Raw genomic sequence first — 25125 nt, forward strand, 5'->3', positions numbered from 1 at the left:
CGGTCAGGGAGGCGGAGGACGGGTGCGGCGGGCGTCCGGAGGTGCCCCTCCCCGCGCCCGCCGCACCGGGGTCGGCGCTAGACGCGGACGACCATCTTCCCGGTGTTGCCGCCGCGCATCATCGAGAGGAACGCGTCCACGGCGTGGTCGATGCCGTCGACGACGGTCTCGTCGTAGGCGATCTCTCCGTCGGCGAACCAGCCGGCCATCAGCCGGTTGAACTCCGGCGCGTGGTCGAGGTAGCCGGACAGCGTGAATCCGCGCAGCGTGAGACCGCGGGTGATGATGTTCGCCATGTTGTCGGGGCCGGGCGTCTTCTCGGTGCTGTTGTAGCCGGCGATCGCTCCGCAGAGCGCCGCGCGGCCGCCGTCGCGGAAGGCGTCGAGGGCCGCCTCGAGGTGGTCGCCGCCGACGTTGTCGAAGTACACGTCGATCCCGTCGGGCGCGGCCTCGGCCAGCTGCTCGCGGACCGGGCCGGAGTGGTAGTCGAAGGCGGCGTCGTAGCCGTACTTCTCGGTCAGCAGGGCGACCTTCTCGGCCGAACCCGCGGATCCGACGACCCGCTCGGCTCCGAGGAGGCGCGCGATCTGGCCGGCGGCCGAGCCGACGGCTCCCGCGGCGCCCGAGACGAAGACGGTGTCGCCCTCCTTCATGCCCGCGATGGCGGTGAGCCCGACGTACGCGGTGAGTCCGGTCATCCCGAGGATGCCGAGGCGGAGCGAGAGCGGCACTCCGGGGATCTCGGGGACGACGCGGAACTGCGACGACTCGGCCTGCACGACGTCGCGCCAGCCGAGCTGGTGCAGGACCGCGCTGCCGACGGGGAACGCGGGGTCGTCGGAGACGGTCACCCGGCCGACGGCACCGCCGGTCATGGTCTCGCCGAGGGCGAAGGGCGGGGTGTAGCTCTTCACGTCGTTCATGCGGCCGCGCATGTAGGGGTCGACCGAGAGGAAGGCGTTCTCGACGCGGATCTCGCCCGCGGCCGGATCGCCGTACTCGACGGTCGCGGTCCGGAAGTCCTCGGCGACGGGCCAGCCGTCGGGGCGGCGGACGAGCTGGATCTGGGTGCTGGTGACGGTGCTCATAGGACCTTTCGTGGTGGTGGAGCGGAGGGGATCAGAGTGAGAGGCCGACGGCGAGAGCGATCACCGCGAGCAGACCCGGAGTCATCTGGGTCAGCGCGGCGCGGCGCTTGGTCGGAGCGGAGAGGAGCAGGACGAGTGCTGCGGCGACCATCGATCCGGCGCCGGCGAACATGAGGGCCGCGCCGACGGCGGTGGCGCCGATCGCGACGGCGACGATGCCCGCCACGGTGACGACGGCGAGGAAGAGGTTGTAGAAGCCCTGGTTGTAGGCCATCTCCTTCGTCGCCTCCGCCTCGCCGGCGGTCGTGCCGAACGTCGATCGGGCGCGCGAGGTCGTCCAGAGGACCGACTCGAGCACGAAGATGTAGACGTGCAGCGCCGCGGCGAGAGCGGCGAGCACCAGTCCGAGAACGATCACGGCGGGCCTCCAGGCGATGGTCGCGATGCGGAGGGCTCCGCACCGATTGTGTAACGACCAGTCCACAATATACTGGAGCGAGCGGTCCGCGCCAGTGCGGCGCCGCAGCTGTCACCCCTCAGGAGGAGCACCGTGGGTCGCACGCAGGGCTTCGACACCGAGCAGGTCGTCCGCGCCGCCCGCGCCGTCTTCTGGGAGAGCGGCTTCGAGGAGGCGTCGCTCCCGGACCTGGAGTCCGCGACCGGACTGCGCCGCTCCAGCCTCTACCACGCCTTCGGCAGCAAGCGCGGGCTCTTCGACGCTGCCGTGCAGAGCTACCTCGACGAGGTGGTGCGGCCCCGGCTCGCCCCGCTCGTCGATCCGCGAGGGGCGTCGCCGACGGCGCTCGAGGAGTACTTCACCGGGCTGCGGGCGGCGCTCGCCGACTCCCGCACGCTCTCCGCGAGGAGCGGCTGTCTGCTGCTCAACGCCGCGGGCGCGCCGATCGCGCGCGACGACGCCGTGCGCGAGGTGATCGCCGACTACCGGGCCGAGCTGCTGGGCGCACTGCGCGCCGGAGCGCTGGCCCGCTGGCCCGACGCGCAGGCGTGGGCGTCGGCTCAGGCGGACGTCCTCGTGTCGCTCCTGGTGGCCGCGCTCGTGCTGGCCCGCGTCGATCCGGCGCAGTCGCTCGCCACCGTGGACGCCGCGCTCGCGCTCGTCCGATCCTCCGCGCCCTGACGGCCGTCGCGACGAACGCCGGAGCACCGCTCTCGCGCCGGGCCCGCCCTCGCACCCGGCGCGCCGGGTCGGCCCGCACAGCACGACGCCCCCGTGCGCCTCGCGTCCCGGTGGGACGGATGCGCGCGGGGGCGTCGGACGGGCGGGGTCAGTCGGTTCCGGCGTCGAACGCCGCACCCTCCGAGGCCAGGTCGGTGGCGCGTCCGAGCGCATCGGCCGCTGCGGACCCGCCGCCCTCGGTGATCGCGTCGGCCTCGCCGATCTCGAGCTCGCCGACGAGCTCGGCGGTCGGACCGCCGACGAGGCCGGCGGCCGCGTACTGCTCGAGCCGCGAGCGGGAGTCGGCGATGTCGAGGTTGCGCATCGTGAGCTGCCCGATGCGGTCCTCGGGGCCGAAGGCGGCGTCGCCGACCCGCTCCATCGAGAGCTTGTCGGGGTGGTAGCTCAGCGCGGGGCCGGTCGTGTCGAGGATCGTGTAGTCGTCGCCGCGACGCAGGCGCAGGGTGACCTCCCCGGAGACGGCCGAGCCGACCCAGCGCTGGATGGACTCGCGCAGCATCAGCGACTGCGGGTCGAGCCAGCGGCCCTCGTACATCAGGCGGCCGAGACGGCGGCCCTCCGAGTGGTACTGGGCGACGGTGTCCTCGTTGTGGATCGCGTTCAGCAGGCGCTCGTAGGCGATGTGCAGCAGCGCCATGCCGGGGGCCTCGTAGATGCCGCGGCTCTTGGCCTCGATGATCCGGTTCTCGATCTGGTCCGAGACGCCGAGCCCGTGGCGTCCGCCGATCGCGTTCGCCTCGAGCACGAGCGCGACGGCGTCCGAGAACTCGACGCCGTTCAGCGCGACGGGACGGCCGGCCTCGAAGCGCACCGAGACGACCTCGGAGGCGATCTCGACCTCGTCGCGCCACGACGCGACCCCCATGATCGGCTCGACGAGCTCGAGGCCGCTGGAGAGCTCCTCGAGGCGCTTGGCCTCGTGGGTGGCGCCCCAGATGTTGGCGTCGGTCGAGTAGGCCTTCTCGGTGGCGTCGCGGTAGGGGAAGCCGCGGGCGACGAGCCACTCCGACATCTCGGTGCGGCCGCCGAGCTCGTTGACGAACTGCACGTCGAGCCAGGGCTTGTAGATGCGCAGGCGGGGGTTGGCGAGCAGGCCGTAGCGGTAGAACCGCTCGATGTCGTTGCCCTTGTAGGTCGAGCCGTCGCCCCAGATGTCGACGCCGTCCTCGCGCATGGCGCGGACGAGGAGGGTGCCGGTCACGGCGCGGCCGAGGGGGGTGGTGTTGAAGTAGGTCTTGCCGCCGGAGCGGATGTGGAAGGCGCCGCACTGCAGGGCGACGAGCCCCTCCTCGACCAGCGCGCTCTTCGCGTCGACGAGGCGCGAGATCTCGGCGCCGTACTGGGCCGCGCGGGACGGGACGCTCTCGATGTCGGGCTCGTCGTACTGGCCGATGTCGGCCGTGTACGTGCAGGGCACCGCGCCCTTCTCGCGCATCCAGGCGACGGCGACGGATGTGTCGAGGCCTCCCGAGAATGCGATTCCGACACGCTCGCCCACGGGCAGACTGCTCAACACTTTCGACATGACTCCGATTTTAGGAGGAACGGGGACCTCCTCCGTGCCGCGGGAGGTCCGAGCCGCCTCCCGGGGCGCCCGCGCGGGGTGCGCTCCGGCCGTGGGAGCACGTCCTCCGTCGATCCGCGTCGATCGCCGACAACCCCGACCGGGGCGCGCGAGCCGGCCGGACGCTCCGTGGTCCGGAGGCGGCGCCCGCGCAGCCGGCGCGGATCGCCCGCTCCGGCTGAGTAGTTCCGCGCGGCCCGGATGGACGGCCGTGGCGAGCGCCTGCCAGGCTCCGCTCGACCACAGCTTCCGCCGCCGCCGCCTCCGAAAGGGCTCTCCGTGCCACGACCTCCTCATCGCCTCGCGGCGATGGCCCTCGCCTGCCTGCTCGCCGCGGGCGGTTCCGCCGCTCTGGCGCCGTCCGCCCTCGCGACGCAGGCCGTCGCCGAGACTCCGACCGCCTTCGTCCCGGGGGAGACTCCGCCCGCAGAGGCGCGCGGATCGCAGACCTACACGAACGCCCTCCTCGGCGGCGACTCGCTCGACGCGGGCGAGCGCATCTTCTCGAACGGAGACTCCGCGAGCTTCGAGATGCAGGCGGATGGCAACGCCGTGATCTACGACGCCGGGCGCCGCCCCGTCTGGAGCACCAGGACCCAGGGCACCGGAGCGACCACGGTGCGGATGCAGGAGGACGGCAACCTCGTCGTCGTGACCGGCTCCGGCACGCCCGTCTGGGCGTCCGGGACCGCGGGAGAGACCGGCGCGCTCGCCCTCATCCAGGACGACGGGCAGCTCGTGCTCGTCCGCCCGAACGGGGACACGGCCTGGTCCTCGGCCGACGAGCAGGAGCCCGAGCCGGAGCCGATCGCCGACGTCCTCGACAGCGGGCGCGAGCTCTCTCCGGGACAGCAGCTGACCGCCTCCGACGGCCGCTCGCGCGCCGCGATGCAGAGCGACGGCAATCTCGTCGTCTCCGTGGACGGATCGCCGCGCTGGAGCTCCGTCACCTCCGGAGCGGGCAACCGCCTCGCGATGCAGACCGACGGGAACGCGGTGGTCTCGGCCCCCGGGTCCGGCGTGCGCTGGCAGGCGGGAACGCCCGGGAACCCGGGCGCGCGGATGCGGATGCAGAACGACGGCAACCTGGTGATCACCGCCGCCTCCGGACGGCCGCTCTGGGCGAGCTCGACCTCGCGCGCGCCTGAGATCCGCGACGTCCTCTCCTCCGGCTCGCGGCTCAGCCGGGGACAGCAGCTCACTTCGCCGGACGGCCGGTCGCGCGCCTCCCTGCAGGGCGACGGCAATCTCGCGGTCTACTCGCGGGGGGACGTCCGCTGGGGCGCCGGCACCCAGGGCGAGGGCGAGACGCTCTCGATGCAGTCCGACGGCAACGCCGTGGTCACCTCCGCCTCGGGCCGACCCCTCTGGGCCTCGGGTACGGCGGGCAACCCGGGATCCCGCCTGCAGATGCAGAACGACGGCAACCTGGTCGTCTACTCCGCCTCGGGCCGCGCGCTGTGGGCGAGCGACACTCCTCCGGCGCCGCCCGCGCCCGCCGTCCGGGACACCCTCTCCTCCGGGAACCGGCTGACCGCCGGTCAGCTGCTGCGCTCCTCCGACGGAGGGAGCGAGGCGGTCATGCAGGGCGACGGCAACCTCGTCGTCTACTCGCGCGGCTCGGCCCGCTGGGCGGCCGGCACGTCCGGAGGCGGCAACCGGCTCGAGATGCAGTCCGACGGCAACGCCGTGGTCTACGCGGGGTCCGGCGGAGCGCGCTGGCAGTCCGGCACGGCGGGCAGCCCGGGCTCCCGGATGGTCATGCAGAACGACGGCAATCTGGTGATCTACTCGCCGCAGGGCCGCGCACTCTGGGCGAGCACGCAGGCCGCGGCACCGGCACCGGCGCCCGGCGGCAACCCGCCCCCGCGTCCCGCCGATCGGGACTGCCGGGACTTCAGCAGCCAGCAGGAGGCGCAGGCGTTCCTGGAGTACTGGGCGCAGTGGTACGGCGACTTCGCCCGACTCGACGAGAACCGTCCTCCGAACGGTGTCGCCTGCGAGGACTACCCGTACTGACACTCCGAGATCGCATTCGATCGTGTACGAAGGCCCGCCCCGCCCTGCCGGAGGGCGGGCCTTCGGCCGTCCTCCGACGACGAGAGCCTCACCCTCCTCTCTCAGGCCCGAGCGGTCCCCTGCAGGCCTCCGGGCCACGCTCGCGGGTATCGAGTGGCGAAGACGACCCGCCTGCGCGAGAGGCTCTCCGGCGGACGACCATCGACGAGGCGCCTTGAGCGCCGACGCTCCGCTGCCGCGCGAGCTCCCTCGCCGCCGGGCGACCCGGCATGCTGGGGCAGGACTCCGCCGACGACGCGGATCGGAAGGACGCCATGACCCCGACGCCCCCCTCCAGCCGCGAGAGCCTGCTGGTCACCCCCGACGAGCTCGCCGAGCTGATGGCCTCCACCGAGCCGCCGCTCGTCCTCGACGTGCGCTGGCGCCTCGACCGGCCCGACGGCCGCCCGGAGTACCTCGCGGGTCACCTGCCCGGCGCGGTGCACGTCGACCTCGATCACGAGCTGGCCGCCCACGGCGAGCCGGAGGAGGGGCGCCACCCGCTGCCTCCGATCGAGGTGCTGCAGGAGGCGGCGCGCGGCTGGGGGCTCCGCCGGGGCCGGTCCGTCGTCGTGTACGACGACGCGCAGAGCGTCCCGGCCGCGCGGGCCTGGTGGCTGCTGCGGGCGACGGGAGTGGAGGACGTCCGCCTGCTCGACGGGTCGCTCGCCGGCTGGATCCGCTCCGGGCGGGAGCTCGAGACGGGCGACGTCCCGCGCGAGCGGGGCGACGTCGAGCTGGCCTACGGTCGGCTCCCGGTGCTGGACATCCACGAGGCGGCGGCGCTGCCCTCGGCGGGCGTCCTGCTCGACGCCCGCGCCCCTGAGCGGTACCGCGGCGAGGTCGAGCCGATCGACCCGCGGGCGGGCCACATCTCCGGCGCTCGGAACGCTCCGGCGTCCGCGGCGCTCGACTCCGAGGGGCGGTTCCGGCCCGCCTCGGACCTGCGCGCGGGATTCGAGGCGCTCGGCGTGCGGGAGGACGCCCCCGTCGGCGTGTACTGCGGCAGCGGTGTCTCGGCCGCGGTCGACGTCGTCGCGCTCACGCTCGCGGGCTTCGCGCCGGCGCTCTATCCGGGCTCCTGGTCGCAGTGGTCGAGCACGCCGGGCCGGACGGTGGCGACCGGCCCGGAGGCCTGAACCGCCTGCTCCGGAGCGCCCGCGGAGCTCAGCTGAGGCGGGAGTGCTCGCCGAGGTGGTGCCAGGTGCGGTTGTGGTAGACGAGCGGCGCCGTGGTCTCGGAGTCCTCGGGCACGTGGGCCTCGAGGGCGTGCACGGCGACGATCGTGGACGATCCCGCCTCCATGCGGTTGATCACCGTGCCGCGGATCCAGGCGGCGGCGCCCGGGAAGAACGGCTCGCCCGTGGGCAGCCGCGACCAGAGCGACGTGTCGGCGAAGCGGTCGATGCCGCTGGTCGAGCCCAGACGCGCCAGGTCGAGCTGCTCCGCCCCGAGCAGGTGCACGACCAGCGTCTCGGACGCCTGGATGGCCGGAGAGCTGGACGAGGCGGACGAGAGCGAGAAGACGAACAGCGGCGGCTCGGCGCTCACCGAGAAGACGGAGGTCGCGGTCAGGGCGACCGGGCCGGTGCCCGGGTCGGCGGTGATCAGCGCGACTCCGGCGGCGTGGTTGCGGAACGCGAGCTTGAAGTCCTCCGGGGAGAGTCCGGCGAAGGCGCGGTGCTCCGGCTCGCGGTCCGGGGTGGTGGCGAGGTTCTCGCGGCTCATCGGAGACTCCTGATCGATCGAGGATGCGGCACGGGGTGGTGGCCCGCCGTCGCGCCGCAGCACGGCTCCTCCAGACTGGCGCACCGGCCGGGGGAGGGCCGCCCCATTGCGGAGTATGACGCCGCCACCTCGGGGAACGCCGATCCGCCGCTCCCTGTTCCCGATCACGCCGGATCTGCGGCCCGTCGTCGGCGCGGCCTCCGCGCACCCGTCGCTCGCCCTCAGCGCAACCCGTCGCCGCGGCCGCGGTCTGCGCGCAGACTCGAGGGCATGGCCCACCGTCAGCGCACGTCTACCGCGCACCCCGAGAGCAAGACCTGCGCCTCCTGCGGTCGCGAGATCGAGTGGCGCGTGAAGTGGGCACGGGACTGGGAGGACGTCCGCTACTGCTCGGACGCCTGCCGCCGTCGCGGAGTCGGACCGGAGGAGGCGCGCCTCGAGGAGGAGATCCGGACCGTCCTGCTCGCGCGAGCGGCGTCGTCGACGGCGTGCCCGTCCGAGGTCGCGCGCCGAGTCGGCGGCGAGGAGTGGCGGCCGCTGATGGAGCCCGTGCGCCGGGCCGCGCGCCGCCTGGTCGACCGGGGCGAGATCGACATCGTGCAGGGCGGACAGGTCGTCGACCCGTCGCGGGCGAAGGGCCCGATCCGGCTGCGGCGGCGCCCCGGTGGACCCCTGTCGCCGGGCGGCGCCGCGGGCTAGCCTCAGCAGATGCCCAGCAGCGACGCCGTCGTCCTCACCGTCCCCGGACCGCACGGCGACCGGGAAGTGCGGATCTCGAGCCCTGAGCGAGTGCTCTTCCCGGAGCCGGGCATCACCAAGCGCGAGGTCGCGGAGTACCTGATCGCCGTCGGCGAGCCGTTCGTCGCGGCGAACGGCGGCCGCCCCGTCTCGCTGCAGCGCTTCTCCTCCGGGATCGAGGGCGAGCAGTTCTTCTCGAAGAACCCGCCCAAGGGCGCGCCCGAGTACGTCCGGTCCGTCCCGGTGACGTACCCGAGCGGGCGGGTGCATCCGCAGCTCGTGATCGACGAGCCCGCGGCCGCCGTCTGGGCGGCGCAGATGAACACCGTCGTCTTCCACCCGTGGGCGTCCCGCGCCGATGCGCCCGACCTGCCCGACCAGCTCCGGATCGACCTCGACCCGCAGCCCGGCACCGACGTCGCTGACGCGGTCGTCGCCGCGCACGCGCTGCGGGAGGTCCTGCGGGAGGCCGGCCTCGACCCGTTCGTGAAGACGTCCGGCAACCGCGGCCTGCACGTCTTCGCGCCGATCGTCGCCGAGCACGAGTTCCTCGACGTCCGCCACGCGGTGATCGCCGCGGCGCGCGAGCTGGAGCGGCGGATGCCCGAGCAGGTCACGACGGCGTGGTGGAAGGAGGAGCGCGGCGAGCGGATCTTCGTCGACTTCAACCAGGCCAACCGCGACCGGACGATCGCCGGTGCCTACAGCCCGCGGCCGCTCGCGCACGCTCCCGTCTCCACTCCGCTGGACTGGGACGAGCTCGACGGCGTCGACCCGCGGGCCTTCACGATCCGCACGGTCCCGGTGCGCCTCGCCGAGCGCGGTGATCCGTGGGCCCGGATGCACGACGCCCCCGGCCGCCTCGACGCCCTGCTCGGCTGGTGGGAGCGCGATGTCGCCGCCGGCCTCGGCGAGCTGCCGTTCCCGCCCGACTTCCCCAAGATGCCGGGCGAGCCGCCCCGCGTGCAGCCCAGCCGCGCGAAGAAGGCCTAGCCGAGGACGTCGCCGAGGTCGTACGCGGTCGGCTGCTCCAGCTGCTCCATGGTGCAGGAGGCGGCGTCGCGGTCAGGGCGCCAGCGCTCGAACTGCACGGTGTGCCGGAAGCGGTCGCCCTCGCGCTGGTCGTAGCGGACCTCGAGCACGAGCTCGGGACGCAGGTGCACGAAGGAGGTGTCGCGGCCGCTCGAGAACCGGCTCCGCTCGCCCTCGCCGCGCACCGGCGCTCCCCCCGCGTCGCGCTCGACCGCGGGTGCGAGCTCCTCCAGCAGCTGCACGCGACGCTCGTCGCTGAAGGCCGAGGCCCCGCCGACCTGGCGGACCTCTCCGTCGTCGCCGTGCAGGCCGAGCAGGATCGAGCCCACGCCCGGCTTGGAGGCGTGCTCGCGGTACCCGATCGCGATCACGTCGGCCGTGCGGTGGTGCTTGACCTTGAGCACGGCGCGCTTCCCGGGGGAGTAGGGCGCGGCCAGGGGCTTCGCCACGACGCCGTCCAGTCCTGCGCCCTCGAAGCGCTCCAGCCAGTCGCGCGCCAGGGCCTCGTCGTCGGTGGCGCGGCCGAGGTGCAGCGGATGCGGGACGCCGGCCATCACCGCGGCGAGCGCCTCCCGCCGCGCCGAGTACGGCTCCTCGAGCACGCTGCGCCCGTCCACGGCGAGCAGGTCGAAGGCGACGAGCATCGCCGGGGTGGTCTCCGCCAGCATCCTCACGCGGCTCGCGGCCGGATGGATGCGCTGCGAGAGCAGGTCCCAGTCGAGCCGCTGGGCACCCGGCTCGCCGGTCGCCAGGACGATCTCGCCGTCGAGCACGCAGCCGTCGGGGAGCAGCCGGAGGAAGGCCTCGACGAGCTCGGGGAAGTACCGGGTCAGCGGCTTGGAGCCGCGGCTCCCGATCTCGCACTCCCCGCCGGAGACCGAGACGATCGCGCGGAACCCGTCCCACTTCGGCTCGTAGGAGTATCCGCCCGCGACGGCGGTCTGCTCCGGCACCGCCGGAACGGCCTTGGCGAGCATCGGGGCGAGGGGGAGCGCGAACGGGAGGTCCATGCCCTGATCATCCCGGCCGCGGTCTCGGACCGCACCCCCTTCCGGAAGGCTGTGGACCGGCACGTTCCGGGCCCGCCGCGGAGGTTCGAGGCGTAGCGTTCCCGGCATGAGCATTGACTGGAAGCGCTGGACGCCCGTCGCCGTCGTCCCCGCGGTCGTCGTCGCCGCGGCCGTCGCCCTCCCCCTCTCGGCGAGCGCCGCGGGAGACCTCCCCGAGAAGTCCGCCGCCGACCTCCTCGCCTTCGTCGCCGAGAGCGACACCACGGCGTTCTCCGGCGAGATCCGGCAGACCTCGGACCTCGGCCTGCCCGACCTCTCGGCGCTCGGCGGCTCCGCCGGCTCGGCGTCCGCCGACCCCGCCGACTCCCTCGTCGAGCTCGCCACCGGCTCGCACCAGGCGCGCGTGTACGTCGACGCCGAGAAGGGCGCGCGCCTCCAGGTGCTCGACCGGCTGGCCGAGCGCGACATCGTCGCCTCGACGACCGACGGAGTCTGGATCTACGACTCGAGCGCGAACACCGCCACCCACCTCGTGCCTCCCGCGGGCGGAGCCCCCGAGGCCTCGCCGGGCGATCAGGTCGTGACGCCGTCGTCGGCCGCCGAGCAGCTGCTCGCCGCGATCGACCCGACGACCACGGTCGCGGTCGGCTCGGACGTCAGCGTCGCCGGGCGCGACGCGTACGAGCTCGTGCTCACGCCCCGCGACGGCGGCACTCTCGTGGGCTCCGTGACCGTCTCGGTCGACGGCGAGACGGGCCTCCCGCTCGGGGTAGCAGTGACCGCCCGCGGGGGCACCGCGCCCGCGTTCAGCGTCGCGTACACGAGCATCGACTTCTCGACGCCCGACGCGTCCCTCTTCTCCTTCACGCCCCCGGCCGGCGCCGAGGTGACGGAGCAGGCCGCTCCGGTCGACGACGAGGCGGACGCCTCCGACGCGCCCGCCGCGGATACGGCCGAGCACTCCGACGTCGTCACCACGGGCTCCGGCTGGACGAGCGTCGTCGAGCTGCCCGCCGGTGACGCCGACGCGCTCTCCTCGCTCGACGCGGTCACCACTCCGGTCGACGGCGGCCGCATCCTCTCCTCCGCCCTGCTGACCGTCCTCGTCACCGACGACGGACGCGTCCTCGCCGGCGCGGTCCCGGCCGAGACGCTCCGCGACGCGGCCTCCGCTCGGTGACGGCGGGCGAGCTCGCAGTCGAGACGCGGGGCCTCACCAAGCGCTTCGGGCGCCAGGAAGCGGTCTCCGGTCTCGACCTCGCCGTTCCCCGCGGCGCCGTCTTCGGCTTCCTCGGCCCGAACGGCTCGGGCAAGACCACGACGATCCGGATGCTGCTCGCCCTCGCCGCGCCGACCGCGGGCAGCATCACCGTCCTCGGGCAGGCCATGCCCCGGCGCGCGGCCGAGGTCCTGCCCCGAGTGGGGGCGCTGGTCGAGGGGCCGGGCTTCTACCCGTTCCTCTCCGGAGCGGCCAACCTCCGGCGCTTCGACGCCGCGGAGGCGGGCACCTCGTCCCGCACCCGCGACACCCGCGCGAAGGAGGCCCTCGCCCGCGTCGGCCTCTCGGCCGCGGCGCGCAAGAAGGTCGGCTCCTACTCCCTGGGCATGAAGCAACGGCTCGGCATCGCGGTCGCCCTCCTCTCGCCGCGCGACCTGATCGTGCTGGACGAGCCCACGAACGGCCTCGACCCGCAGGGCACCCGCGAGGTCCGCGCCCTCGTGCGCGGACTGAACCAGGACGGCACGACCGTCCTCGTCTCCAGCCACCTCCTCACCGAGATCGAGCAGCTCTGCACCCACGCCGCCGTCATGCGCACAGGGCGCCTCGTCGCCCAGGGCGGGCTGGACGAGCTGCGCGGGGACGCCGCCTCGGTCGAGCTGCTGACGCCCGACCGCGAGCGCGCGATCGTGGCCCTGCACACCCGGGGTCTGGAGCCGCGCACCGCGCCGGGCCCGCACCCCGCCGATCCGCCGCTGGTCGTCGCCGCTCTGCCGCCCGGGCTCGAGGCCGAGACGCTGGTCGCCGACCTCGTGCGGGCCGACGTCCGCGTCCGCGGGTTCGCCGTCCGCCGCCCCTCGCTCGAGGAGCGCTTCGTCGAGCTGACCGGGGAGGGTTTCGATGTCGAGCGCTGACGCGACCGTCCGCCGCGCGGGGATCGGGTCCCTGCTCGCCTCCGAGCTCGCCCTGCTCTTCCGCCGGCGCCGCACCTGGGCGCTGCTCGCGGCCCTGGCCGCCATCCCGATCCTGCTCGCCGTCGCGGTGCGGCTCTCGGGCGGCGACGGAGGCGGGCCGTCCTTCGTGGGAGCGATCGCCGGCAACGGCCTCTTCACCGGCTTCGCGGCCATCACGGTCGCCGTCCCGCTGTTCCTCCCGCTCACGGTCGGGGTCGTCGCCGGCGACGCGATCGCGGGCGAGGCCTCGCTCGGGACGCTGCGCTACCTGCTGGTCAGCCCCGTCGGCCGCGTGCGGCTGCTCGCGGTGAAGTTCGCCGCCTCCCTCGCCTTCTGCCTCGCCGCAGCACTCACCGTCATGGTGGTCGGGATCCTGATCGGCCTGGCGCTCTTCCCGGCGGGACCGGTGACGCTGCTCTCCGGCAGCACCGTCCCGCTCGCCGACGCGATCGGCCGGGCCCTGGCGATCGCCGTGTACGCGGCGCTCTCGCTGGTCGGGCTCTCGGCGATCGGCCTCTTCATCTCGACGCTGACCGATGTGCCGGTCGGCGCCATGGCGGCCACCGTCGTCGTCTCCATCGCGGCGCAGATCGTCGGCTCGCTCTCGCAGCTGGACGCCCTCCACCCGTTCCTGCTGACCGATCGGTGGTTCGACTTCGCCGACCTCCTGCGCGACCCGATCGCGTGGAGCTCCTTCGGCGAGAACGCGCTGCTCCAGCTCGCCTACGTCGCCGTGTTCGGGTCGCTCGCGATCGGCCGCTTCACCACCCGCGACATCCTCTCCTGATCCCGGGGACGACGGAGGCCGCCCTCCCGCACTGCGGTGGGGGCGGCCTCCGATGTCGACGGGGTCAGTCCTGGGGAGCGATCCCGAAGCTGACGGAGCCGCCCTCGTCCACCTGCGCGTCGAGGACCTTGTCGCCGAGAGCGACGGAGGCGGCGACATCGAGGAACACGCGCGCTCCGTCCTGCTCCACGACGGCGTCCGTCGTCTCGGGGGCTGCGGCGACCGCGACAGCGAAGTTGCGGGCGTCGAGATCGGTGCCGCTGATGCGCAGGCCTCCCTCGACAGGGGTCTCGGTCTGCCCGGTGATGGTCTTGACGACGGTGCTGGCGTTGTCGGTGAGCGTGAGCATCGGGTCGTTCCTTCCGTCCGTGGTCGATGGGGGGGCCACGTTGCCGGGATCCGGCGGCACCCTCAAGGCGGCGGACCGGATGTGGAGGGGATGCACACCTGGACGGCCCGGGGAGTCGCGGCGCTCGCCGGAGCCGCGCCGGGCCGGGGGCGCCGCATCGCCTGCCACACTGGCCGGATGCATCCCGCCGACTCCTGCCCCTGCGGAAGCCGCCGCCACTACGCCGACTGCTGCCGCCCCGCCCACCTCGGCGAGGAGCCCTCGCCGACGGCGGAGCGCCTGATGCGCAGCCGCTACAGCGCTAACGTCCTCGGCAGCGCCCCCTACCTGCTCGGGAGCTGGCACCCCTCGACCCGGCCGCGCCGCATCGACCTCGATCCCGACGTCCAGTGGCGCCGGCTCCAGATCGTCGACACCTCGTTCGGCGGGGAGGGCGACGAGGAGGGCCTGGTCGAGTTCCGCGCCTCCTACCGCTCGCCCGTCGGCCCCGGCCTCGTGCACGAGCGCAGCCGCTTCCTGCGCGAGGACGGTCGCTGGCTCTACGTCGACGGCGAGATGCTCGGCGACGAGGCCTGATCCGTCCGGGCCGTCCTACTCTGGAGGCATGGCCAAGGACTTCCGCCGGGCGGACGACGCGTCGCGCTACGAGCTCCACCTCGACGGCGCCCTGGTGGGCGTCCTCGACTACCGCGAGGCGCCCGGCAGCGTCTCCCTCGTCCGCTCCTTCACGACCCCGCCCTTCCGCGGCCGTGGGCTCGCAGGGGAGCTCGTCTCCTTCGCCGTCGACGACATCGAGGCCGCCGGCGGGCGGAGCGTCGTGCCGATGTGCTGGTACGTCGGGCAGTGGTTCGAGCAGCACCCCGAGAAGGCGCACCTCCTCGCTCCCTCCTGAGCCGCTCGCTCACTCGCGGACCGCGGGCTCCACTCCGGCCAGGTCTGGGCCGAGGCCGATGTCGACCAACCGCAGACGGCCCGCGTAGGAGTCGCCCGGAGGCAGCAGCAGACCGGCCTTGATCGCGCCGAAGGCGACCGTCACATCGGCGCGCAGCACGGTGGGATCGGGGACCGACCCGTCGTCGGGATGGATGCCGCTCGGCAGGTCGACCGCGACGACCACCGGGCGCTCGGCCCGCCGCTCCAGCGCGTCGAGCACCGCCTCGACGACGACGCGCGGCCGCCCCCGCAGCGCGGGCTCCGTCGCTCCGATGCCGAGGATCCCGTCGACCAGGACGTCCGCCCGCGCCACCGCCGCGGCGAGGCCGGGCGCGTCGTCGGCCGGCACCTGCCCGCAGCCCTCGTCGAGCGCCACGGCGAGGCCCCGGCGGTGCACCCGCTCGGCCGTGAGGACGAGGACGACGTCGGTTCCGGAGGAGGAGAGCTCGGCGGCCGCGTAGAGCGCGTCACCGCCGTTGTCGCCCGGACCGACCAGGACGAGCACCGAGGCCGGACGGGAGCGGTCGGAGCGCCCGGCGAGCACGAGACGCAGCTCGCGGGCGAGGCCGTCGGCGGCGCGCTGCATCAGCGGCTCCCGCCGGGCCAGGTGCGGAGCCTCGGCGGCCCGCACCTGCGCGGACGTGTATCCCTCGACCATGCGCTCCACTGTGCGCGCGGCGCTGCGGGCGTGCAACCCCGTCAGCTCTCCTGCACCGCCCGGTCCGACTCCTCGACGATCGCCCGCATCGCGGCCTCCGCAGCGTCCGCGTCGCCCGAGGCGACGGCGGCGGCCACCGCCCGGTGCAGCCGCACCGCGGTGGAGTCGGCCTCGCGCGGCATGAGCGCATTGCGGGTGCGGCCGGCGAGGACCTCGGCGACCAGATCGCCCAGCTGCGCGAGCATCCGGTTGCCGGACGCGGCCAGGAGGGAGCGGTGGAATGCGGTGTCGGCGGCGAGGTAGGCGGACTGGTCGGCTGCGCGGGAGTGGGTGGAGAGGGCGTCGCCCGCCTCCGTGAGCGCCCGCCGCTGCTCCTCGGTCGCGTTCGCCGCTGCGAGCCGGGCGGCGAGCGGCTCCACCCCGAGTCGGAGCTCGCTGAGCTGGTGCAGCTGGCGCCGCCGGTCCGGGCCGTCCAGTCCCCACGCGACGACCCGCGTGTCCAGGGCGTTCCAGCACTCCGGAGGCTGGACCCGCGTCCCCGCGCGGCGGCGGGACGTCACGAGCCCGAGCGTCTCGAGGACGCGCACCGCCTCCCGCATCACCGAGCGGGAGACCCCGCGCCGCTCCGCTCGCTCGTCGGCGCTGAAGGTGGTGCCCGGCGCTAGCTCGCCGCGCACGATCTGCGAGCCGAGCTCGTCCAGCACCGAGTGGTGCAGCGAGGGCGTCGGCGCGGGCATGCGGTCATCCTGCCATCGCCGGAGTCGCGCCCCGGCCGATCTTCGGGCATGATCGGGACACACGCAGGTTATGTCGGACAAAAGCCGGCCGCTGGCCGTCGGCTCGACCAAGGACGCTCATGACACCGACCCTCCTCCCCGCCCTCCGCGCCGCCGCCGGGGACGCCCCCGCCACCACCGCCGGGCAGGGGCAGCTGATCCTCGCCGCCGTCGTCGGCATCGCCGTGATCGTCGTGCTGATCACCTGGCTGAAGCTGCACCCCTTCGTCTCCCTGCTGATCGGAGCGCTGACCACGGGCCTGATCGCGGGGCTCGCGGCGGCGGACGCGGTCGCCAGCTTCGCGCTGGGGTTCGGCAACACCATGGGCGGCGTCGGCATCCTCATCGGCCTCGGCGCGATGTACGGCAAGCTCCTCGCCGACTCGGGCGGCGCGGACCGCATCGTGGACACCCTCATCGCCCGCTCGAGCACTCGTGCGCTGCCCTGGATGATGGGCTTCGTCGGCGCGCTGATCGGGCTGCCGATGTTCTTCGAGGTCGGGCTCGTGCTGCTGATCCCGGTCGTGATCCTGGTCGCCCGCCGGAGCGGTCTGCCGCTGATGAAGGTGGCGATCCCGACGCTCGCCGGCCTCTCGGTGATGCACGGCCTCGTCCCGCCCCACCCCGGACCGCTGGTCGCGATCGACGCGCTCGGCGCGAACCTCGGCGTGACCCTCGCGTTCGGCGTCCTGGTCGCGATCCCCACCGTCGTCGTCGCCGGCCCGCTCTTCGGCCGGGTCGCCGCCCGCTGGGCGCCGGTGGAGACGCCGCCGCTCTTCGGCGGGGGCGCGGGCGAGACGCGCGAGCACCGCCCGGGCTTCGCCGCCGCCGTCGCGAGCATCCTGCTGCCGGTCGTGCTGATGCTGGGCAAGGCGATCGCCGACATCGCGGCCCCCGGATCCACGGACGCCTGGAAGGGCGCCCTCGACTTCCTCGGCACACCGACCATCGCGCTGGGGATCGCGCTCCTGGCCGGTCTGGTCCTGCTCGGACGCGGCGGCCGGATGAACCGCACCGAGCTGCAGGCCTCGCTCTCGAGCTCGCTGCCGCCGATCGCGGGCATCCTGCTCATCGTCGGCGCGGGCGGCGGTTTCAAGCAGGTCCTCGTCGACACCGGGATCGGCGGGGTGGTCGCCCAGCTCGCGGAGGGGAGCGGCGCCTCGGCGCTGCTGCTCGCCTGGCTCGTGGCCGTCGTGATCCGCGTCGCCACCGGCTCCGCGACCGTCGCCACCGTGACCGCCGCAGGGATCCTCCAGCCGCTGACCGAGACCATGGACGGGCCGATGGTCGCCCTCATGGTGCTCGCGATCGGCGCCGGCTCGGTGTTCCTGTCGCACGTCAACGACGCCGGGTTCTGGCTGGTGAAGGAGTACCTCGGGCTCAGCATCGGCCAGACGCTCAAGACCTGGACCGTGATGGAGTGCCTGGTCTCGGTGACCGGGCTCGCCGGGGTCCTCCTGATCGGTCTCTTCGTAGGAGGTATCTGATGACCGCTCTTCCCACCGTCCCCGTCCGCGCCGTCGTCGTCATGGGCGTCTCCGGCAGCGGCAAGTCGACCGTCGCGTCGCTCCTGGCGCGCCGACTGGGCTGGGAGTTCCTCGAGGGGGACGACCTGCACCCGCAGGCGAATGTCGACAAGATGCACGCCGGCATCCCGCTGACCGACGAGGACCGGGCGCCCTGGCTGGCCGAGATCGCCCGCGTGGTGGACCAGCGGATCGCCGCGGGCGGCTCGGTCGTCGTGACCTGCTCTGCCCTGCGCCGCCGCTACCGCGACGTCCTGCGCCGCGACGACCTCGTCTTCGCGCACCTCGCGGGATCGAGGGACCGTATCGCCGGGCGGCTCGCCTCGCGGGTCGGCCACTTCATGCCGACCACGCTGCTCGACTCGCAGTTCGAGGCGCTCGAGCCCCTCGGCGACGACGAGCTCCACGTCACGGTCGACGTGGGCGGCGCTCCGGAGGAGGAGATCGCCGAGATCCTCGGGGGGCTCGGCCTCGCGCCCGCGGGCGCCTAGAGCAGCAGCGACTCCACCGGCACGGCCGGGAGGTCGAAGGCCGCGGCGACGGCGGTGTTCGTCACCCGGCCGTCGTGGGTGCTCAGGCCGCGGGCGAGCGCCGGGTCGGCGGCCAGGGCGGCCCGCCACCCGCGGTCGGCCAGCGCGAGCGCGTAGGGGAGCGTCGCGTTGGTGAGCGCGCGGGTCGAGGTCTCGGGGACGGCGCCGGGCATGTTCGCGACGCAGTAGTAGACGCTCCGGTGCACGGGGAACACCGGGTCGTCGTGCGTGGTCGGACGCGAGCCCTCGAAGCAGCCGCCCTGGTCGATCGCGATGTCGACCAGCACCGAGCCCGGCTTCATCGTGGCGACCATCTCGTCGGTCACCAGCTTGGGCGCCTTGGCGCCCGGGATGAGGACGGATCCGATCACGAGGTCGGCGTCGGCCAGCTGCGCGGCGATCTCGTAGGCCGAGGAGGCGCGGGTCTGGATCGCGCCCTGGAAGCGGTTCTCGAGCTGCGCGAGGCGGGGGAGCGAGAGGTCGACGATCGTGACGTCGGCTCCCATGCCGAGGGCGTTCGCCGCGGCGTGCTCGCCGGCCGTGCCGCCGCCGATCACGACGACCCTCGCCTTCGGAGTGCCGGGGACCCCGCCGAGCAGCGTGCCCCGTCCGCCGACGGCGCTCATGAGGTGGTAGGCGCCGACCGTGATCGACAGGCGCCCGGCGACCTCGCTCATCGGCGAGAGCAGCGGCAGCCGCCGGTCGTCCAGCTGGACCGTCTCGTAGGCGATGGAGGTCGTCCCCGCCGCGAGCAGCGCATCGGTGCACGGGCGGGAGGCGGCGAGGTGGAGGTAGGTGAAGAGCACCTGGTCGCGGCGCATCCGCGGGTACTCGGCCTCGATCGGCTCCTTGACCTTGAGGACCAGCTCGGACTCGCCCCAGACCTCGTCGGGCCCGTCGACGACGAGGGCGCCGGCGCGGCGGAAGTCGTCGTCCGACACGCGCGAGCCCAGGCCCGCGCCGGCCTCGACGAGGACCTCGTGGCCGCGGCGCACCAGCTCGTGGACGCCGGCCGGAGTGGCGGCGACCCGGTTCTCGTTGTTCTTGATCTCGGTGGGGATCCCGACGCGCACGGCGGCTCCTTCGCTGCGGCCCGCGGGGCGGGCGGTGGGCGCCGATCCTGCACCGGCTCTGCCCCCATCGTGCGAAGATCGTGCCCGGAGCGGAGGAAATCCGCAGGATCGGTCGGAAGTCACCGCACGAGCCGAAGGTTCGTCGGCGGAGTGGAGGAGCGGGCGCATGCCACCGAAGGATCTGCACGACCTCGACGACCTGGATCCGGTCGACCGGACCCTGGTGCGCCTCCTCCGCGCCGACGCGCGGACGCCCAACAGCCGGCTCGCCGAGCGCGCCGGCATCGCCCCGTCGACCTGCGTCGCACGCGTCCGGGGCCTCGTCGAGCGCGGCGTCATCACCGGCTTCACCGCCGAGCTCGACCCGGCGGCGCTCGGCCTGACCCTGCAGGCGCTGATCAGCGTCAGCATCCGCGTCGGCCAGCGCCAGGCGATCACGCGCTTCGCGGAGGAGATCCGCGCGCTGCCCGAGGTGGTGCAGGTGTTCTTCCTCGGCGGCTCGGAGGACTTCATCATCCACGTCGCGGTCCGCGACTCCAGCGACGTGCGGGACTTCGTGGTCTCGAACCTCTCGGCGAACCCGGCGGTGGCCTCGACGCGCACGAGCCTGGTGTTCGACCACCACCGCAAGGGCCCGGCAGTCCCCGAGTAGCGCGGGCCGGCGCGGGTCCGAGCGGCCGCTCGGCCCGCGCCCGTCCCTGGGAGCTAGTGCGCCCCGGGGTTCACGTCGCCGCCCCCGCGCTGCATGAGGCCGGGGATGCGCTTGGCGAGCCCCGGGATCGCCTCGTCCGAGATCGAGATGCGCGTGTCGCGCAGGCGCTGGCGCAGCAGGGTCTCGACGTCCTCCTCCGGTCGCAGCTCGGCGTCGCCGGCGACCTGCAGCAGCACGCCGCGCAGCTTCTCGTCGAGCTGCGCGTCGTCGCTGCCGTGCTGGATCGGGTGGTCCTGGGATGCGTTCGTCATGCCTCCATGCTGGCACCGGCGACCCCGAGCCGAGAGGACTTGCGCCGCGGCAGGATGGTCGCATGCCGTTCACCCGCGCCGAGCTCGCAGCGTTCCAGGACCGCACCGTCGAGGACCTGCTGGGCGACGACGTCCGGCTCCTCTTCGTCGGCATCAACCCGGGACTGTGGACCGCCGCCACCGGCGCGCACTTCGCCCACCCCGGCAACCGCTTCTACCCGGCGCTCGTCGCGGCCGGGATCCTCGAGCGCGCGCCGCGCGTGTCCGAGGGGATGAGCGCTGCGGACCGCGCGGAGCTCGTCTCCCGCGGCGTCGGCATCACCAATCTCGCCTCCCGGGCGACCGCCCGCGCCGACGAGCTGACCGCGGAGGAGCTGCGCGAGGGTGCTCAGCGGCTGGTCGCCACCGTGGAGCGGGTGCGTCCCCGGGCCGTCGCGGTCGTCGGCATCACCGCCTACCGGATCGCGTTCGGACGCCGCAGGGCGGTGCAGGGCAGGCAGGAGGAGGACGTGGCGGGCGCGCCGCTCTGGGTGCTGCCGAACCCGAGCGGCCTGAACGCGCACGACACGGTCGCCTCGCTCGGGCGCGCCTACCGCGAGCCGGCGCTCGAGGCGGGGATCGTCTCTTCCGACGCGCTCCCGCCCGGGTACGTCGGACCCCGCCCGCAGGAATAGCCGTCGACCCCCGGAGGTTGCAGAAGTCCATGAGTATGCATGAAGTCAAGTTCGGCGTCGACACGTTCGGCGACGTCACCGCCGGCCCCGACGGCGCCCCGCTGCCGCACGGCCAGGTCCTCCGCGACGTGGTCGAGGAGGGAGTCCTGGCCGACCGGGTCGGCATCGACTTCTTCGGGATCGGCGAGCACCACCGCGCCGACTTCGCCGTGAGCGCACCGGACGTCGTGCTCGCCGCGATCGCGGCCCGCACCGAGCGCATCCACCTCGGCTCCGCCGTGACGGTCCTCTCCTCGGACGACCCGGTGCGCGTCTACCAGCGCTTCGCCACCCTCGACGGACTCTCCGGCGGCCGGGCCGAGGTCATCCTCGGCCGCGGCTCCTTCACCGAGTCCTTCCCGCTTTTCGGCTACGACCTCGCGCAGTACGAGGTCCTCTTCGAGGAGAAGCTCGACCTCTTCCACGCCCTGATCCAGGGCGGCCCGGTCACCTGGCAGGGCACGACCCGCCCCGCGCTCACCGAGCAGAGCGTCTACCCGACCCTCGACAACGGCACCCTCCGCACCTGGATCGGCGTCGGCGGCAGCCCCGAGTCGGTCGTCCGCGCCGCCCGGTACGGCTTCCCGCTCGTCCTGGCGATCATCGGCGGCTCGCCGGCCCGCTTCCGCCCCTACGTCGACCTCTTCGGCCGCGCGCTCGACCAGCTCGAGCAGCCCCGCCTCCCGGTCGCCGTGCACTCGCCCGGCTTCGTCGCCGACACCGACGAGGAGGCGCGCGAGCTGTACTTCCCGCACCACAAGGCGATGATGGACGCCATCGGCCGCGAGCGCGGCTGGTCCCCGATGACCCGCGAGCGCTTCGAGGAGGAGGCCGGCCCCGACGGCGCCATCCACCTCGGCTCGCCCGAGACGGTCGCCCGGAAGATCGCGCGAACGGTCGAGGCCCTGGGCATCGACCGCTTCGACCTCAAGTACAGCGCCGGGACGCTGCCGCACCCGGCGATCATGCGCAACATCGAGCTCTACGGCACGCAGGTCATCCCGCGGGTGCGCGAGCTGCTCGCGCACTGACCCCCGCCGGGCGCCCGTTGCCCCGCTGGGCGCTCGGCGCGTTCCGAGCCGACGCGGTGCGCGCTCCCACCGGGCGCCCGGCCCGCGTCGATACACTCGGAACCCCCCGCCCCGACCCTCCCGGAAGCACATGCCCGACAGCCACGCCGCCCGCACCCCCTACGAGGTGCTGGGCGTCGCCGCCACCGCGTCCGACGACGAGCTCCGCCGGGCGTACCGGCTCCGCCTCCGCGAGACCCATCCGGACACGGGAGGCGACGCCGCGTCGTTCCACGCGGTGCAGCTCGCCTGGGAGCGGATCGGCAGCGCCTCCGCCCGCGGCGACTACGACCGAGGCGCTCCCGCCCCCGGGAGGTCCTCCCCGCAGTCGCCGTACACCGGCTCGCCGCGCCCGCAGACCGCCTCGGCCGTGCGCGCCCGCTCCTACGGTCACCCGGGAGGCGCGGCGCGCGAGTACTACCTGCGCCTGGTGCGCGAGTGGCTCGGCCGCGGCGTCGAGACCGAGGACCCCTTCGACCCGGCGATCGTCCGCTCCGCTCCTCGCGAGATCCGCTCCTGGCTCGCGAAGGCTCAGGCCGAGGAGGCGACGGCCGCGCTCGTCGGCGCGCTCGGCATCGCCTACACGATCTGGAACGACGTCGCGGTCGGCGACGGCGGGCTCAAGATCGACCACCTCGTGCTCGGGCCGGCCGGCCTGCTCGCGCTGACCTCCGCCGACTGGGGCGACCCGGTCCGCTTGAAGAAGGGCGAGCTGGAGGGCCCCGGGATCGCCGAGGACGAGAAGCCGATCGCCTCGCTCGCGAAGGCCGCGCGCCGTCTCGGCCGCGAGCTGGGCGTCCGCTTCTCGACGAGCGTCGTGGTCGTGCCGGACGACGCGCTGGAGCAGCCGTTCGAGCAGGTCGAGCGCGGCAGGCACCAGGGCGCCGTCGTCATCCGCCGCTCGCTGCTGCCGCAGCTGCTGCGCTCCGGCACGGACGACCCGCGGCTCGGCGGGTACGGCGAGTCGTTCGAGGTCCGCACCCGCGTGCAGAACCGCATCCGCTTCGTCTGACACCGCGCTAGCCGCCGCTCGCGACCGGGGCAAGGGGTTAGCGCGCATCCGGCGCCCCGCCCACCATGGGACGTGCCCCCGGGCATCCCACGACGAGCGGAACGAGGACGGACCATGGTGCGATTCGGATACACCCTGATGACCGAGCAGAGCGGACCCAAGCAGCTGGTGGGCTACGCGGTCGACGCCGAGAGGCTCGGCTTCGAGTTCGCGGTCTCGAGCGACCACTACTCGCCGTGGCTGACCGAGCAGGGGCACGCCTCCTACGCCTGGACGCTGCTCGGAGCGGTCGCGCAGGCCACGTCGACCATCGACCTCACGACCTACGTCACCGCGCCGACCATCCGCTACCACCCGGCCGTGGTCGCGCAGAAGGCCGCGACGCTCGCGATCCTCTCCGACGACCGCTTCACGCTCGGCCTCGGCTCGGGCGAGAACCTCAACGAGCACGTCGTCGGCGAGGGCTGGCCCTCGGTCGCCGTGCGCCAGGACATGCTCGAGGAGGCCGTCCACCTCATCCGCGAGCTGCACACCGGCGAGCTGGTGACCTGGGAGGGCGAGTACTTCCGCGTCGACTCCGCCCGCATCTGGGACCTGCCGGACGAGCCGGTCGAGATCGGCCTGGCGGTCTCGGGGGAGAAGTCGATCGCCCGCTTCGCGCCGATCGGCGACCACCTCATCACGACCGAGCCCGACGCCGAGCTGATCTCGCAGTGGACTGCGGTCCGCGGTGCGGACGCCGCCCCCTCGCGCACGATCGGCCAGATCCCGATCTGCTGGGCGCCGGACAAGGAGCAGGGAGTGGCGCTGGCCCACGAGCAGTTCCGCTGGTTCGCCGGCGGCTGGGCGGTCAACTCCGATCTGCCGACCCCCGCCGGCTTCGCCGGAGCGAGCCAGTTCGTGCGCCCGGAGGACGTCGCCGAGCAGATCGCCTGCGGCCCCGACCTCGACGAGCTCGCCCAGAGCTTCGTGCCCTACATCGAGGCGGGGTTCACCGACATCGCCCTCGTCCAGGTCGGCGACGAGCTGCAGCAGCGGTTCCTCGACGAGGCGGCGGAGGGGCTCCTGGAGCGCCTGCGCACGCTCGCCCCCTGAGGCCGCTGCCGGGTCGCGCGGTCAGAATCCGCGGAGCCGCTCGATGTCGCGCCGGTCGCGCTTCGTCGGGCGGCCCGCTCCGCGGTCACGGACGATCACGCCCGGCGCGGACTCCCGGGGTGGCGGCGGGGGCGTCCGGTCCTCCATGCACTCGGCGGCCACCGGCGCACCGACCCGCTTGACCACGAGTCCGCGGACGATCAGCTCCCGGTCGAAGCCGCCGATCCGGGCGCGGACCTCGTCGCCGACCCGCACGGTCTGCGCCGCCTTGGCCCGCTCGCCGTTGACGCGGATGTGGCCGGCCCGGGCCGCGGTCGTCGCGGCGGAGCGCGTCTTGTAGATGCGCACCGCCCAGAGCCACGCGTCCACCCGCACGGCACCGGTCACCGGGATCTGCATCCCCCCAGTCTACGAACGGCGCCCGCTCGCCACCCACCCCGCGGTCCTACACTGGCCGCCGACAAGGAGGTTCCCATGAACCGAGACGACAGCATCTACACCGGAGCGGACGACGCGCTGCGGAGCGGCGACGACCGCATGGTCGCGGCGAACGACAGCTCCGGAGCCGGCGGAACCCGCGGCGACGTCGGCATGAGCACGACGAGCGGCGAGGGCACCGGGGTCCCCACCCGCGGCGCGCCTCCGCAGAGCGGATCCCCGTCCGAGCTGCGCCCCACCGGCTTCCCGCACGCGGGCCTGGAGTTCTCGCTCGTGCCGTCCGGGCACGAGGAGTGGCGGATCGAGCACCCGGGCGGTCGCACCGTCGGCGTCCTCGCCGTCATCTCACACGCGGGCGAGGAGTCGGAGGCCGTGTTCGTCACGCGCCGCGTCGGCTCCGAGGACGCCGTGGCCGAGGGCACCGACTGGCGCGGCATCGTGTCGGCCGTGATCAACGACGAGGCGGCGGACGAGCGCGATCCGGTCCAGCTCGACCCCACCGTCGAGCACGTCCGCGGCGGACTGATCAGCCGCGGCCCCGCGGACGTCGACGGCCTCTCCTGAGCCCTCTCTCCTCCGGGACGCCGTCCGCGCTCGGCGCGGGGCGTCCCACG

At 74.0% G+C, this 25125-nt stretch carries 29 protein-coding genes; 18 read left to right on the forward strand and 11 right to left on the reverse strand.

What is annotated here, in order from left to right; genetic code table 11:
- Positions 1 to 77: 77 nt before the first annotated feature.
- Both C5D66_RS08120 and C5D66_RS08125 read right to left on the reverse strand, forming a co-directional pair.
- The gene (locus C5D66_RS08120; RefSeq protein ID WP_104222542.1) at positions 78 to 1088 is read right to left on the reverse strand and encodes an NADP-dependent oxidoreductase; all 1011 of its coding nucleotides are present in this window, start codon (positions 1086 to 1088) and stop codon (positions 78 to 80) included.
- Between the two features lie 31 nt (positions 1089 to 1119).
- On the reverse strand, positions 1120 to 1506 hold the full coding sequence (locus C5D66_RS08125; protein WP_104255470.1) for a DUF1304 domain-containing protein: 387 nt from the start codon (positions 1504 to 1506) through the stop codon (positions 1120 to 1122).
- Between the two features lie 132 nt (positions 1507 to 1638).
- Between C5D66_RS08125 and C5D66_RS08130 the strand changes: the two genes are divergently transcribed.
- The gene (locus C5D66_RS08130) at positions 1639 to 2226 is read left to right on the forward strand and encodes a TetR/AcrR family transcriptional regulator (RefSeq protein WP_104255471.1); all 588 of its coding nucleotides are present in this window, start codon (positions 1639 to 1641) and stop codon (positions 2224 to 2226) included.
- A gap of 148 nt (positions 2227 to 2374) precedes the next feature.
- Here C5D66_RS08130 and argG read toward each other — a convergent pair whose 3' ends face one another.
- A complete protein-coding gene (argG, locus tag C5D66_RS08135) occupies positions 2375 to 3811 on the reverse strand; it encodes an argininosuccinate synthase (RefSeq protein ID WP_104222545.1) in 1437 nt (478 codons plus the stop codon).
- 348 nt (positions 3812 to 4159) lie between these two features.
- Between argG and C5D66_RS08140 the strand changes: the two genes are divergently transcribed.
- Positions 4160 to 5869, forward strand: a complete 1710-nt coding sequence (locus tag C5D66_RS08140) for a hypothetical protein (protein ID WP_181067934.1) — start codon at positions 4160 to 4162, stop codon at positions 5867 to 5869.
- Between the two features lie 314 nt (positions 5870 to 6183).
- Positions 6184 to 7047, forward strand: coding sequence for a sulfurtransferase (locus C5D66_RS08145; RefSeq protein ID WP_104326889.1), 864 nt, complete (start codon positions 6184 to 6186; stop codon positions 7045 to 7047).
- A gap of 28 nt (positions 7048 to 7075) precedes the next feature.
- Here the strand turns inward: C5D66_RS08145 and C5D66_RS08150 are convergent, their stop codons facing one another.
- A complete protein-coding gene (locus C5D66_RS08150; protein WP_104222547.1) occupies positions 7076 to 7636 on the reverse strand; it encodes a flavin reductase family protein in 561 nt (186 codons plus the stop codon).
- A 270-nt stretch (positions 7637 to 7906) separates the two neighbouring features.
- On the opposite strand from C5D66_RS08150, the gene C5D66_RS08155 reads away from it, so the two are divergent.
- Positions 7907 to 8335, forward strand: coding sequence for a DUF2256 and DUF3253 domain-containing protein (locus C5D66_RS08155; RefSeq protein ID WP_104255473.1), 429 nt, complete (start codon positions 7907 to 7909; stop codon positions 8333 to 8335).
- A 9-nt stretch (positions 8336 to 8344) separates the two neighbouring features.
- Positions 8345 to 9367 carry a non-homologous end-joining DNA ligase gene (ligD, locus tag C5D66_RS08160; protein ID WP_181067935.1) on the forward strand — a complete coding sequence of 341 codons (1023 nt, stop codon included), beginning with the start codon at positions 8345 to 8347 and terminating at the stop codon, positions 9365 to 9367.
- On the opposite strand, the gene C5D66_RS08165 is transcribed toward ligD, so the two are convergent.
- Entirely contained in the window at positions 9364 to 10416 is a 1053-nt protein-coding gene (locus C5D66_RS08165; RefSeq protein WP_104326885.1) for an ATP-dependent DNA ligase, read from the reverse strand. The genes ligD and C5D66_RS08165 overlap by 4 nt on opposite strands.
- A 106-nt stretch (positions 10417 to 10522) precedes the next feature.
- Here C5D66_RS08165 and C5D66_RS08170 point away from each other — a divergent pair, with 106 nt between their 5' ends.
- From C5D66_RS08170 to C5D66_RS08180, 3 genes are read left to right on the forward strand one after another with little or no spacing between them, the layout of a single operon-like run.
- Positions 10523 to 11596 carry a DUF2092 domain-containing protein gene (locus tag C5D66_RS08170; RefSeq protein WP_104255475.1) on the forward strand — a complete coding sequence of 358 codons (1074 nt, stop codon included), beginning with the start codon at positions 10523 to 10525 and terminating at the stop codon, positions 11594 to 11596.
- Positions 11593 to 12549: an ABC transporter ATP-binding protein gene (locus C5D66_RS08175; protein ID WP_104255476.1), complete on the forward strand. Its 957-nt coding sequence runs from the start codon at positions 11593 to 11595 to the stop codon at positions 12547 to 12549. Before C5D66_RS08170 ends, C5D66_RS08175 begins: the two co-directional genes overlap by 4 nt.
- The gene (locus C5D66_RS08180) at positions 12536 to 13375 is read left to right on the forward strand and encodes an ABC transporter permease (RefSeq protein ID WP_104255477.1); all 840 of its coding nucleotides are present in this window, start codon (positions 12536 to 12538) and stop codon (positions 13373 to 13375) included. Before C5D66_RS08175 ends, C5D66_RS08180 begins: the two co-directional genes overlap by 14 nt.
- A gap of 64 nt (positions 13376 to 13439) precedes the next feature.
- On the opposite strand, the gene C5D66_RS08185 is transcribed toward C5D66_RS08180, so the two are convergent.
- Complete coding sequence (locus tag C5D66_RS08185) at positions 13440 to 13724, reverse strand: hypothetical protein (RefSeq protein ID WP_104222553.1); 285 nt, start codon at positions 13722 to 13724, stop codon at positions 13440 to 13442.
- A 177-nt stretch (positions 13725 to 13901) separates the two neighbouring features.
- On the opposite strand from C5D66_RS08185, the gene C5D66_RS08190 reads away from it, so the two are divergent.
- Positions 13902 to 14300 carry a YchJ family protein gene (locus tag C5D66_RS08190; RefSeq protein WP_104255497.1) on the forward strand — a complete coding sequence of 133 codons (399 nt, stop codon included), beginning with the start codon at positions 13902 to 13904 and terminating at the stop codon, positions 14298 to 14300.
- 28 nt (positions 14301 to 14328) lie between these two features.
- Positions 14329 to 14616 carry a GNAT family N-acetyltransferase gene (locus C5D66_RS08195; RefSeq protein ID WP_104222554.1) on the forward strand — a complete coding sequence of 96 codons (288 nt, stop codon included), beginning with the start codon at positions 14329 to 14331 and terminating at the stop codon, positions 14614 to 14616.
- 9 nt (positions 14617 to 14625) lie between these two features.
- Here the strand turns inward: C5D66_RS08195 and C5D66_RS08200 are convergent, their stop codons facing one another.
- Positions 14626 to 15315, reverse strand: a complete 690-nt coding sequence (locus C5D66_RS08200) for an NAD(P)H-hydrate epimerase (protein WP_104225395.1) — start codon at positions 15313 to 15315, stop codon at positions 14626 to 14628.
- Positions 15316 to 15356: 41 nt separating this feature from the next.
- On the reverse strand, positions 15357 to 16052 hold the full coding sequence (locus tag C5D66_RS08205) for a FadR/GntR family transcriptional regulator (protein WP_104225394.1): 696 nt from the start codon (positions 16050 to 16052) through the stop codon (positions 15357 to 15359).
- A 119-nt stretch (positions 16053 to 16171) separates the two neighbouring features.
- Between C5D66_RS08205 and C5D66_RS08210 the strand changes: the two genes are divergently transcribed.
- Both C5D66_RS08210 and C5D66_RS08215 read left to right on the forward strand, forming a co-directional pair.
- Complete coding sequence (locus tag C5D66_RS08210; RefSeq protein WP_104255478.1) at positions 16172 to 17578, forward strand: GntP family permease; 1407 nt, start codon at positions 16172 to 16174, stop codon at positions 17576 to 17578.
- Positions 17578 to 18108, forward strand: coding sequence for a gluconokinase (locus C5D66_RS08215; protein WP_104225392.1), 531 nt, complete (start codon positions 17578 to 17580; stop codon positions 18106 to 18108). Before C5D66_RS08210 ends, C5D66_RS08215 begins: the two co-directional genes overlap by 1 nt.
- On the opposite strand, the gene ald is transcribed toward C5D66_RS08215, so the two are convergent.
- Complete coding sequence (gene ald / locus C5D66_RS08220) at positions 18105 to 19220, reverse strand: alanine dehydrogenase (protein WP_104247156.1); 1116 nt, start codon at positions 19218 to 19220, stop codon at positions 18105 to 18107. The genes C5D66_RS08215 and ald overlap by 4 nt on opposite strands.
- Positions 19221 to 19386: 166 nt before the next feature.
- Here ald and C5D66_RS08225 point away from each other — a divergent pair, with 166 nt between their 5' ends.
- Positions 19387 to 19872, forward strand: a complete 486-nt coding sequence (locus C5D66_RS08225; RefSeq protein WP_104222560.1) for an Lrp/AsnC family transcriptional regulator — start codon at positions 19387 to 19389, stop codon at positions 19870 to 19872.
- A gap of 53 nt (positions 19873 to 19925) precedes the next feature.
- Here C5D66_RS08225 and C5D66_RS08230 read toward each other — a convergent pair whose 3' ends face one another.
- On the reverse strand, positions 19926 to 20183 hold the full coding sequence (locus C5D66_RS08230; RefSeq protein WP_104222561.1) for a hypothetical protein: 258 nt from the start codon (positions 20181 to 20183) through the stop codon (positions 19926 to 19928).
- 62 nt (positions 20184 to 20245) lie between these two features.
- On the opposite strand from C5D66_RS08230, the gene C5D66_RS08235 reads away from it, so the two are divergent.
- The 4 genes from C5D66_RS08235 to C5D66_RS08250 all read left to right on the forward strand — a co-directional run bounded on the left by C5D66_RS08235 (position 20246) and on the right by C5D66_RS08250 (position 24073).
- Complete coding sequence (locus C5D66_RS08235) at positions 20246 to 20857, forward strand: mismatch-specific DNA-glycosylase (protein ID WP_104274093.1); 612 nt, start codon at positions 20246 to 20248, stop codon at positions 20855 to 20857.
- A gap of 35 nt (positions 20858 to 20892) precedes the next feature.
- Positions 20893 to 21927 carry an LLM class flavin-dependent oxidoreductase gene (locus tag C5D66_RS08240; protein ID WP_104225389.1) on the forward strand — a complete coding sequence of 345 codons (1035 nt, stop codon included), beginning with the start codon at positions 20893 to 20895 and terminating at the stop codon, positions 21925 to 21927.
- Positions 21928 to 22057: 130 nt separating this feature from the next.
- Positions 22058 to 22978 (forward strand): DnaJ domain-containing protein, encoded by a 921-nt coding sequence (locus C5D66_RS08245; RefSeq protein WP_104247154.1) that lies wholly within the window; start codon positions 22058 to 22060, stop codon positions 22976 to 22978.
- Positions 22979 to 23092: 114 nt separating this feature from the next.
- Positions 23093 to 24073, forward strand: a complete 981-nt coding sequence (locus C5D66_RS08250) for a TIGR03557 family F420-dependent LLM class oxidoreductase (RefSeq protein ID WP_104274094.1) — start codon at positions 23093 to 23095, stop codon at positions 24071 to 24073.
- Between the two features lie 21 nt (positions 24074 to 24094).
- Here the strand turns inward: C5D66_RS08250 and C5D66_RS08255 are convergent, their stop codons facing one another.
- Positions 24095 to 24472: an RNA-binding S4 domain-containing protein gene (locus C5D66_RS08255; RefSeq protein WP_181027140.1), complete on the reverse strand. Its 378-nt coding sequence runs from the start codon at positions 24470 to 24472 to the stop codon at positions 24095 to 24097.
- A 75-nt stretch (positions 24473 to 24547) separates the two neighbouring features.
- Here C5D66_RS08255 and C5D66_RS08260 point away from each other — a divergent pair, with 75 nt between their 5' ends.
- Entirely contained in the window at positions 24548 to 25075 is a 528-nt protein-coding gene (locus C5D66_RS08260; RefSeq protein WP_104225386.1) for a hypothetical protein, read from the forward strand.
- The last annotated feature ends 50 nt before the right edge of the window (positions 25076 to 25125 follow it).

The sequence above is a fragment of the Rathayibacter sp. AY1B4 genome (genome assembly GCF_002932815.1).
GTDB lineage: Bacteria > Actinomycetota > Actinomycetes > Actinomycetales > Microbacteriaceae > Rathayibacter.

Coding starts and splice junctions, on each gene's coding strand:
- C5D66_RS08260 (WP_104225386.1), top strand. CDS start 24,548: ATGAACCGAGACGACAGCATCTACACCGGAGCGGACGACGCGCTGCGG.
- C5D66_RS08150 (WP_104222547.1), bottom strand. CDS start 7,636: ATGAGCCGCGAGAACCTCGCCACCACCCCGGACCGCGAGCCGGAGCAC.
- C5D66_RS08200 (WP_104225395.1), bottom strand. CDS start 15,315: ATGGTCGAGGGATACACGTCCGCGCAGGTGCGGGCCGCCGAGGCTCCG.
- C5D66_RS08195 (WP_104222554.1), top strand. CDS start 14,329: ATGGCCAAGGACTTCCGCCGGGCGGACGACGCGTCGCGCTACGAGCTC.
- C5D66_RS08145 (WP_104326889.1), top strand. CDS start 6,184: ATGACCCCGACGCCCCCCTCCAGCCGCGAGAGCCTGCTGGTCACCCCC.
- C5D66_RS08240 (WP_104225389.1), top strand. CDS start 20,893: ATGCATGAAGTCAAGTTCGGCGTCGACACGTTCGGCGACGTCACCGCC.
- C5D66_RS08250 (WP_104274094.1), top strand. CDS start 23,093: ATGGTGCGATTCGGATACACCCTGATGACCGAGCAGAGCGGACCCAAG.
- C5D66_RS08210 (WP_104255478.1), top strand. CDS start 16,172: ATGACACCGACCCTCCTCCCCGCCCTCCGCGCCGCCGCCGGGGACGCC.
- C5D66_RS08190 (WP_104255497.1), top strand. CDS start 13,902: ATGCATCCCGCCGACTCCTGCCCCTGCGGAAGCCGCCGCCACTACGCC.
- C5D66_RS08230 (WP_104222561.1), bottom strand. CDS start 20,183: ATGACGAACGCATCCCAGGACCACCCGATCCAGCACGGCAGCGACGAC.
- C5D66_RS08180 (WP_104255477.1), top strand. CDS start 12,536: ATGTCGAGCGCTGACGCGACCGTCCGCCGCGCGGGGATCGGGTCCCTG.
- ligD (WP_181067935.1), top strand. CDS start 8,345: ATGCCCAGCAGCGACGCCGTCGTCCTCACCGTCCCCGGACCGCACGGC.
- C5D66_RS08185 (WP_104222553.1), bottom strand. CDS start 13,724: ATGCTCACGCTCACCGACAACGCCAGCACCGTCGTCAAGACCATCACC.
- C5D66_RS08155 (WP_104255473.1), top strand. CDS start 7,907: ATGGCCCACCGTCAGCGCACGTCTACCGCGCACCCCGAGAGCAAGACC.
- C5D66_RS08245 (WP_104247154.1), top strand. CDS start 22,058: ATGCCCGACAGCCACGCCGCCCGCACCCCCTACGAGGTGCTGGGCGTC.
- argG (WP_104222545.1), bottom strand. CDS start 3,811: ATGTCGAAAGTGTTGAGCAGTCTGCCCGTGGGCGAGCGTGTCGGAATC.
- C5D66_RS08225 (WP_104222560.1), top strand. CDS start 19,387: ATGCCACCGAAGGATCTGCACGACCTCGACGACCTGGATCCGGTCGAC.
- C5D66_RS08120 (WP_104222542.1), bottom strand. CDS start 1,088: ATGAGCACCGTCACCAGCACCCAGATCCAGCTCGTCCGCCGCCCCGAC.
- C5D66_RS08165 (WP_104326885.1), bottom strand. CDS start 10,416: ATGGACCTCCCGTTCGCGCTCCCCCTCGCCCCGATGCTCGCCAAGGCC.
- C5D66_RS08215 (WP_104225392.1), top strand. CDS start 17,578: ATGACCGCTCTTCCCACCGTCCCCGTCCGCGCCGTCGTCGTCATGGGC.
- C5D66_RS08170 (WP_104255475.1), top strand. CDS start 10,523: ATGAGCATTGACTGGAAGCGCTGGACGCCCGTCGCCGTCGTCCCCGCG.
- C5D66_RS08255 (WP_181027140.1), bottom strand. CDS start 24,472: ATGCAGATCCCGGTGACCGGTGCCGTGCGGGTGGACGCGTGGCTCTGG.
- C5D66_RS08205 (WP_104225394.1), bottom strand. CDS start 16,052: ATGCCCGCGCCGACGCCCTCGCTGCACCACTCGGTGCTGGACGAGCTC.
- C5D66_RS08235 (WP_104274093.1), top strand. CDS start 20,246: ATGCCGTTCACCCGCGCCGAGCTCGCAGCGTTCCAGGACCGCACCGTC.
- C5D66_RS08140 (WP_181067934.1), top strand. CDS start 4,160: ATGGCCCTCGCCTGCCTGCTCGCCGCGGGCGGTTCCGCCGCTCTGGCG.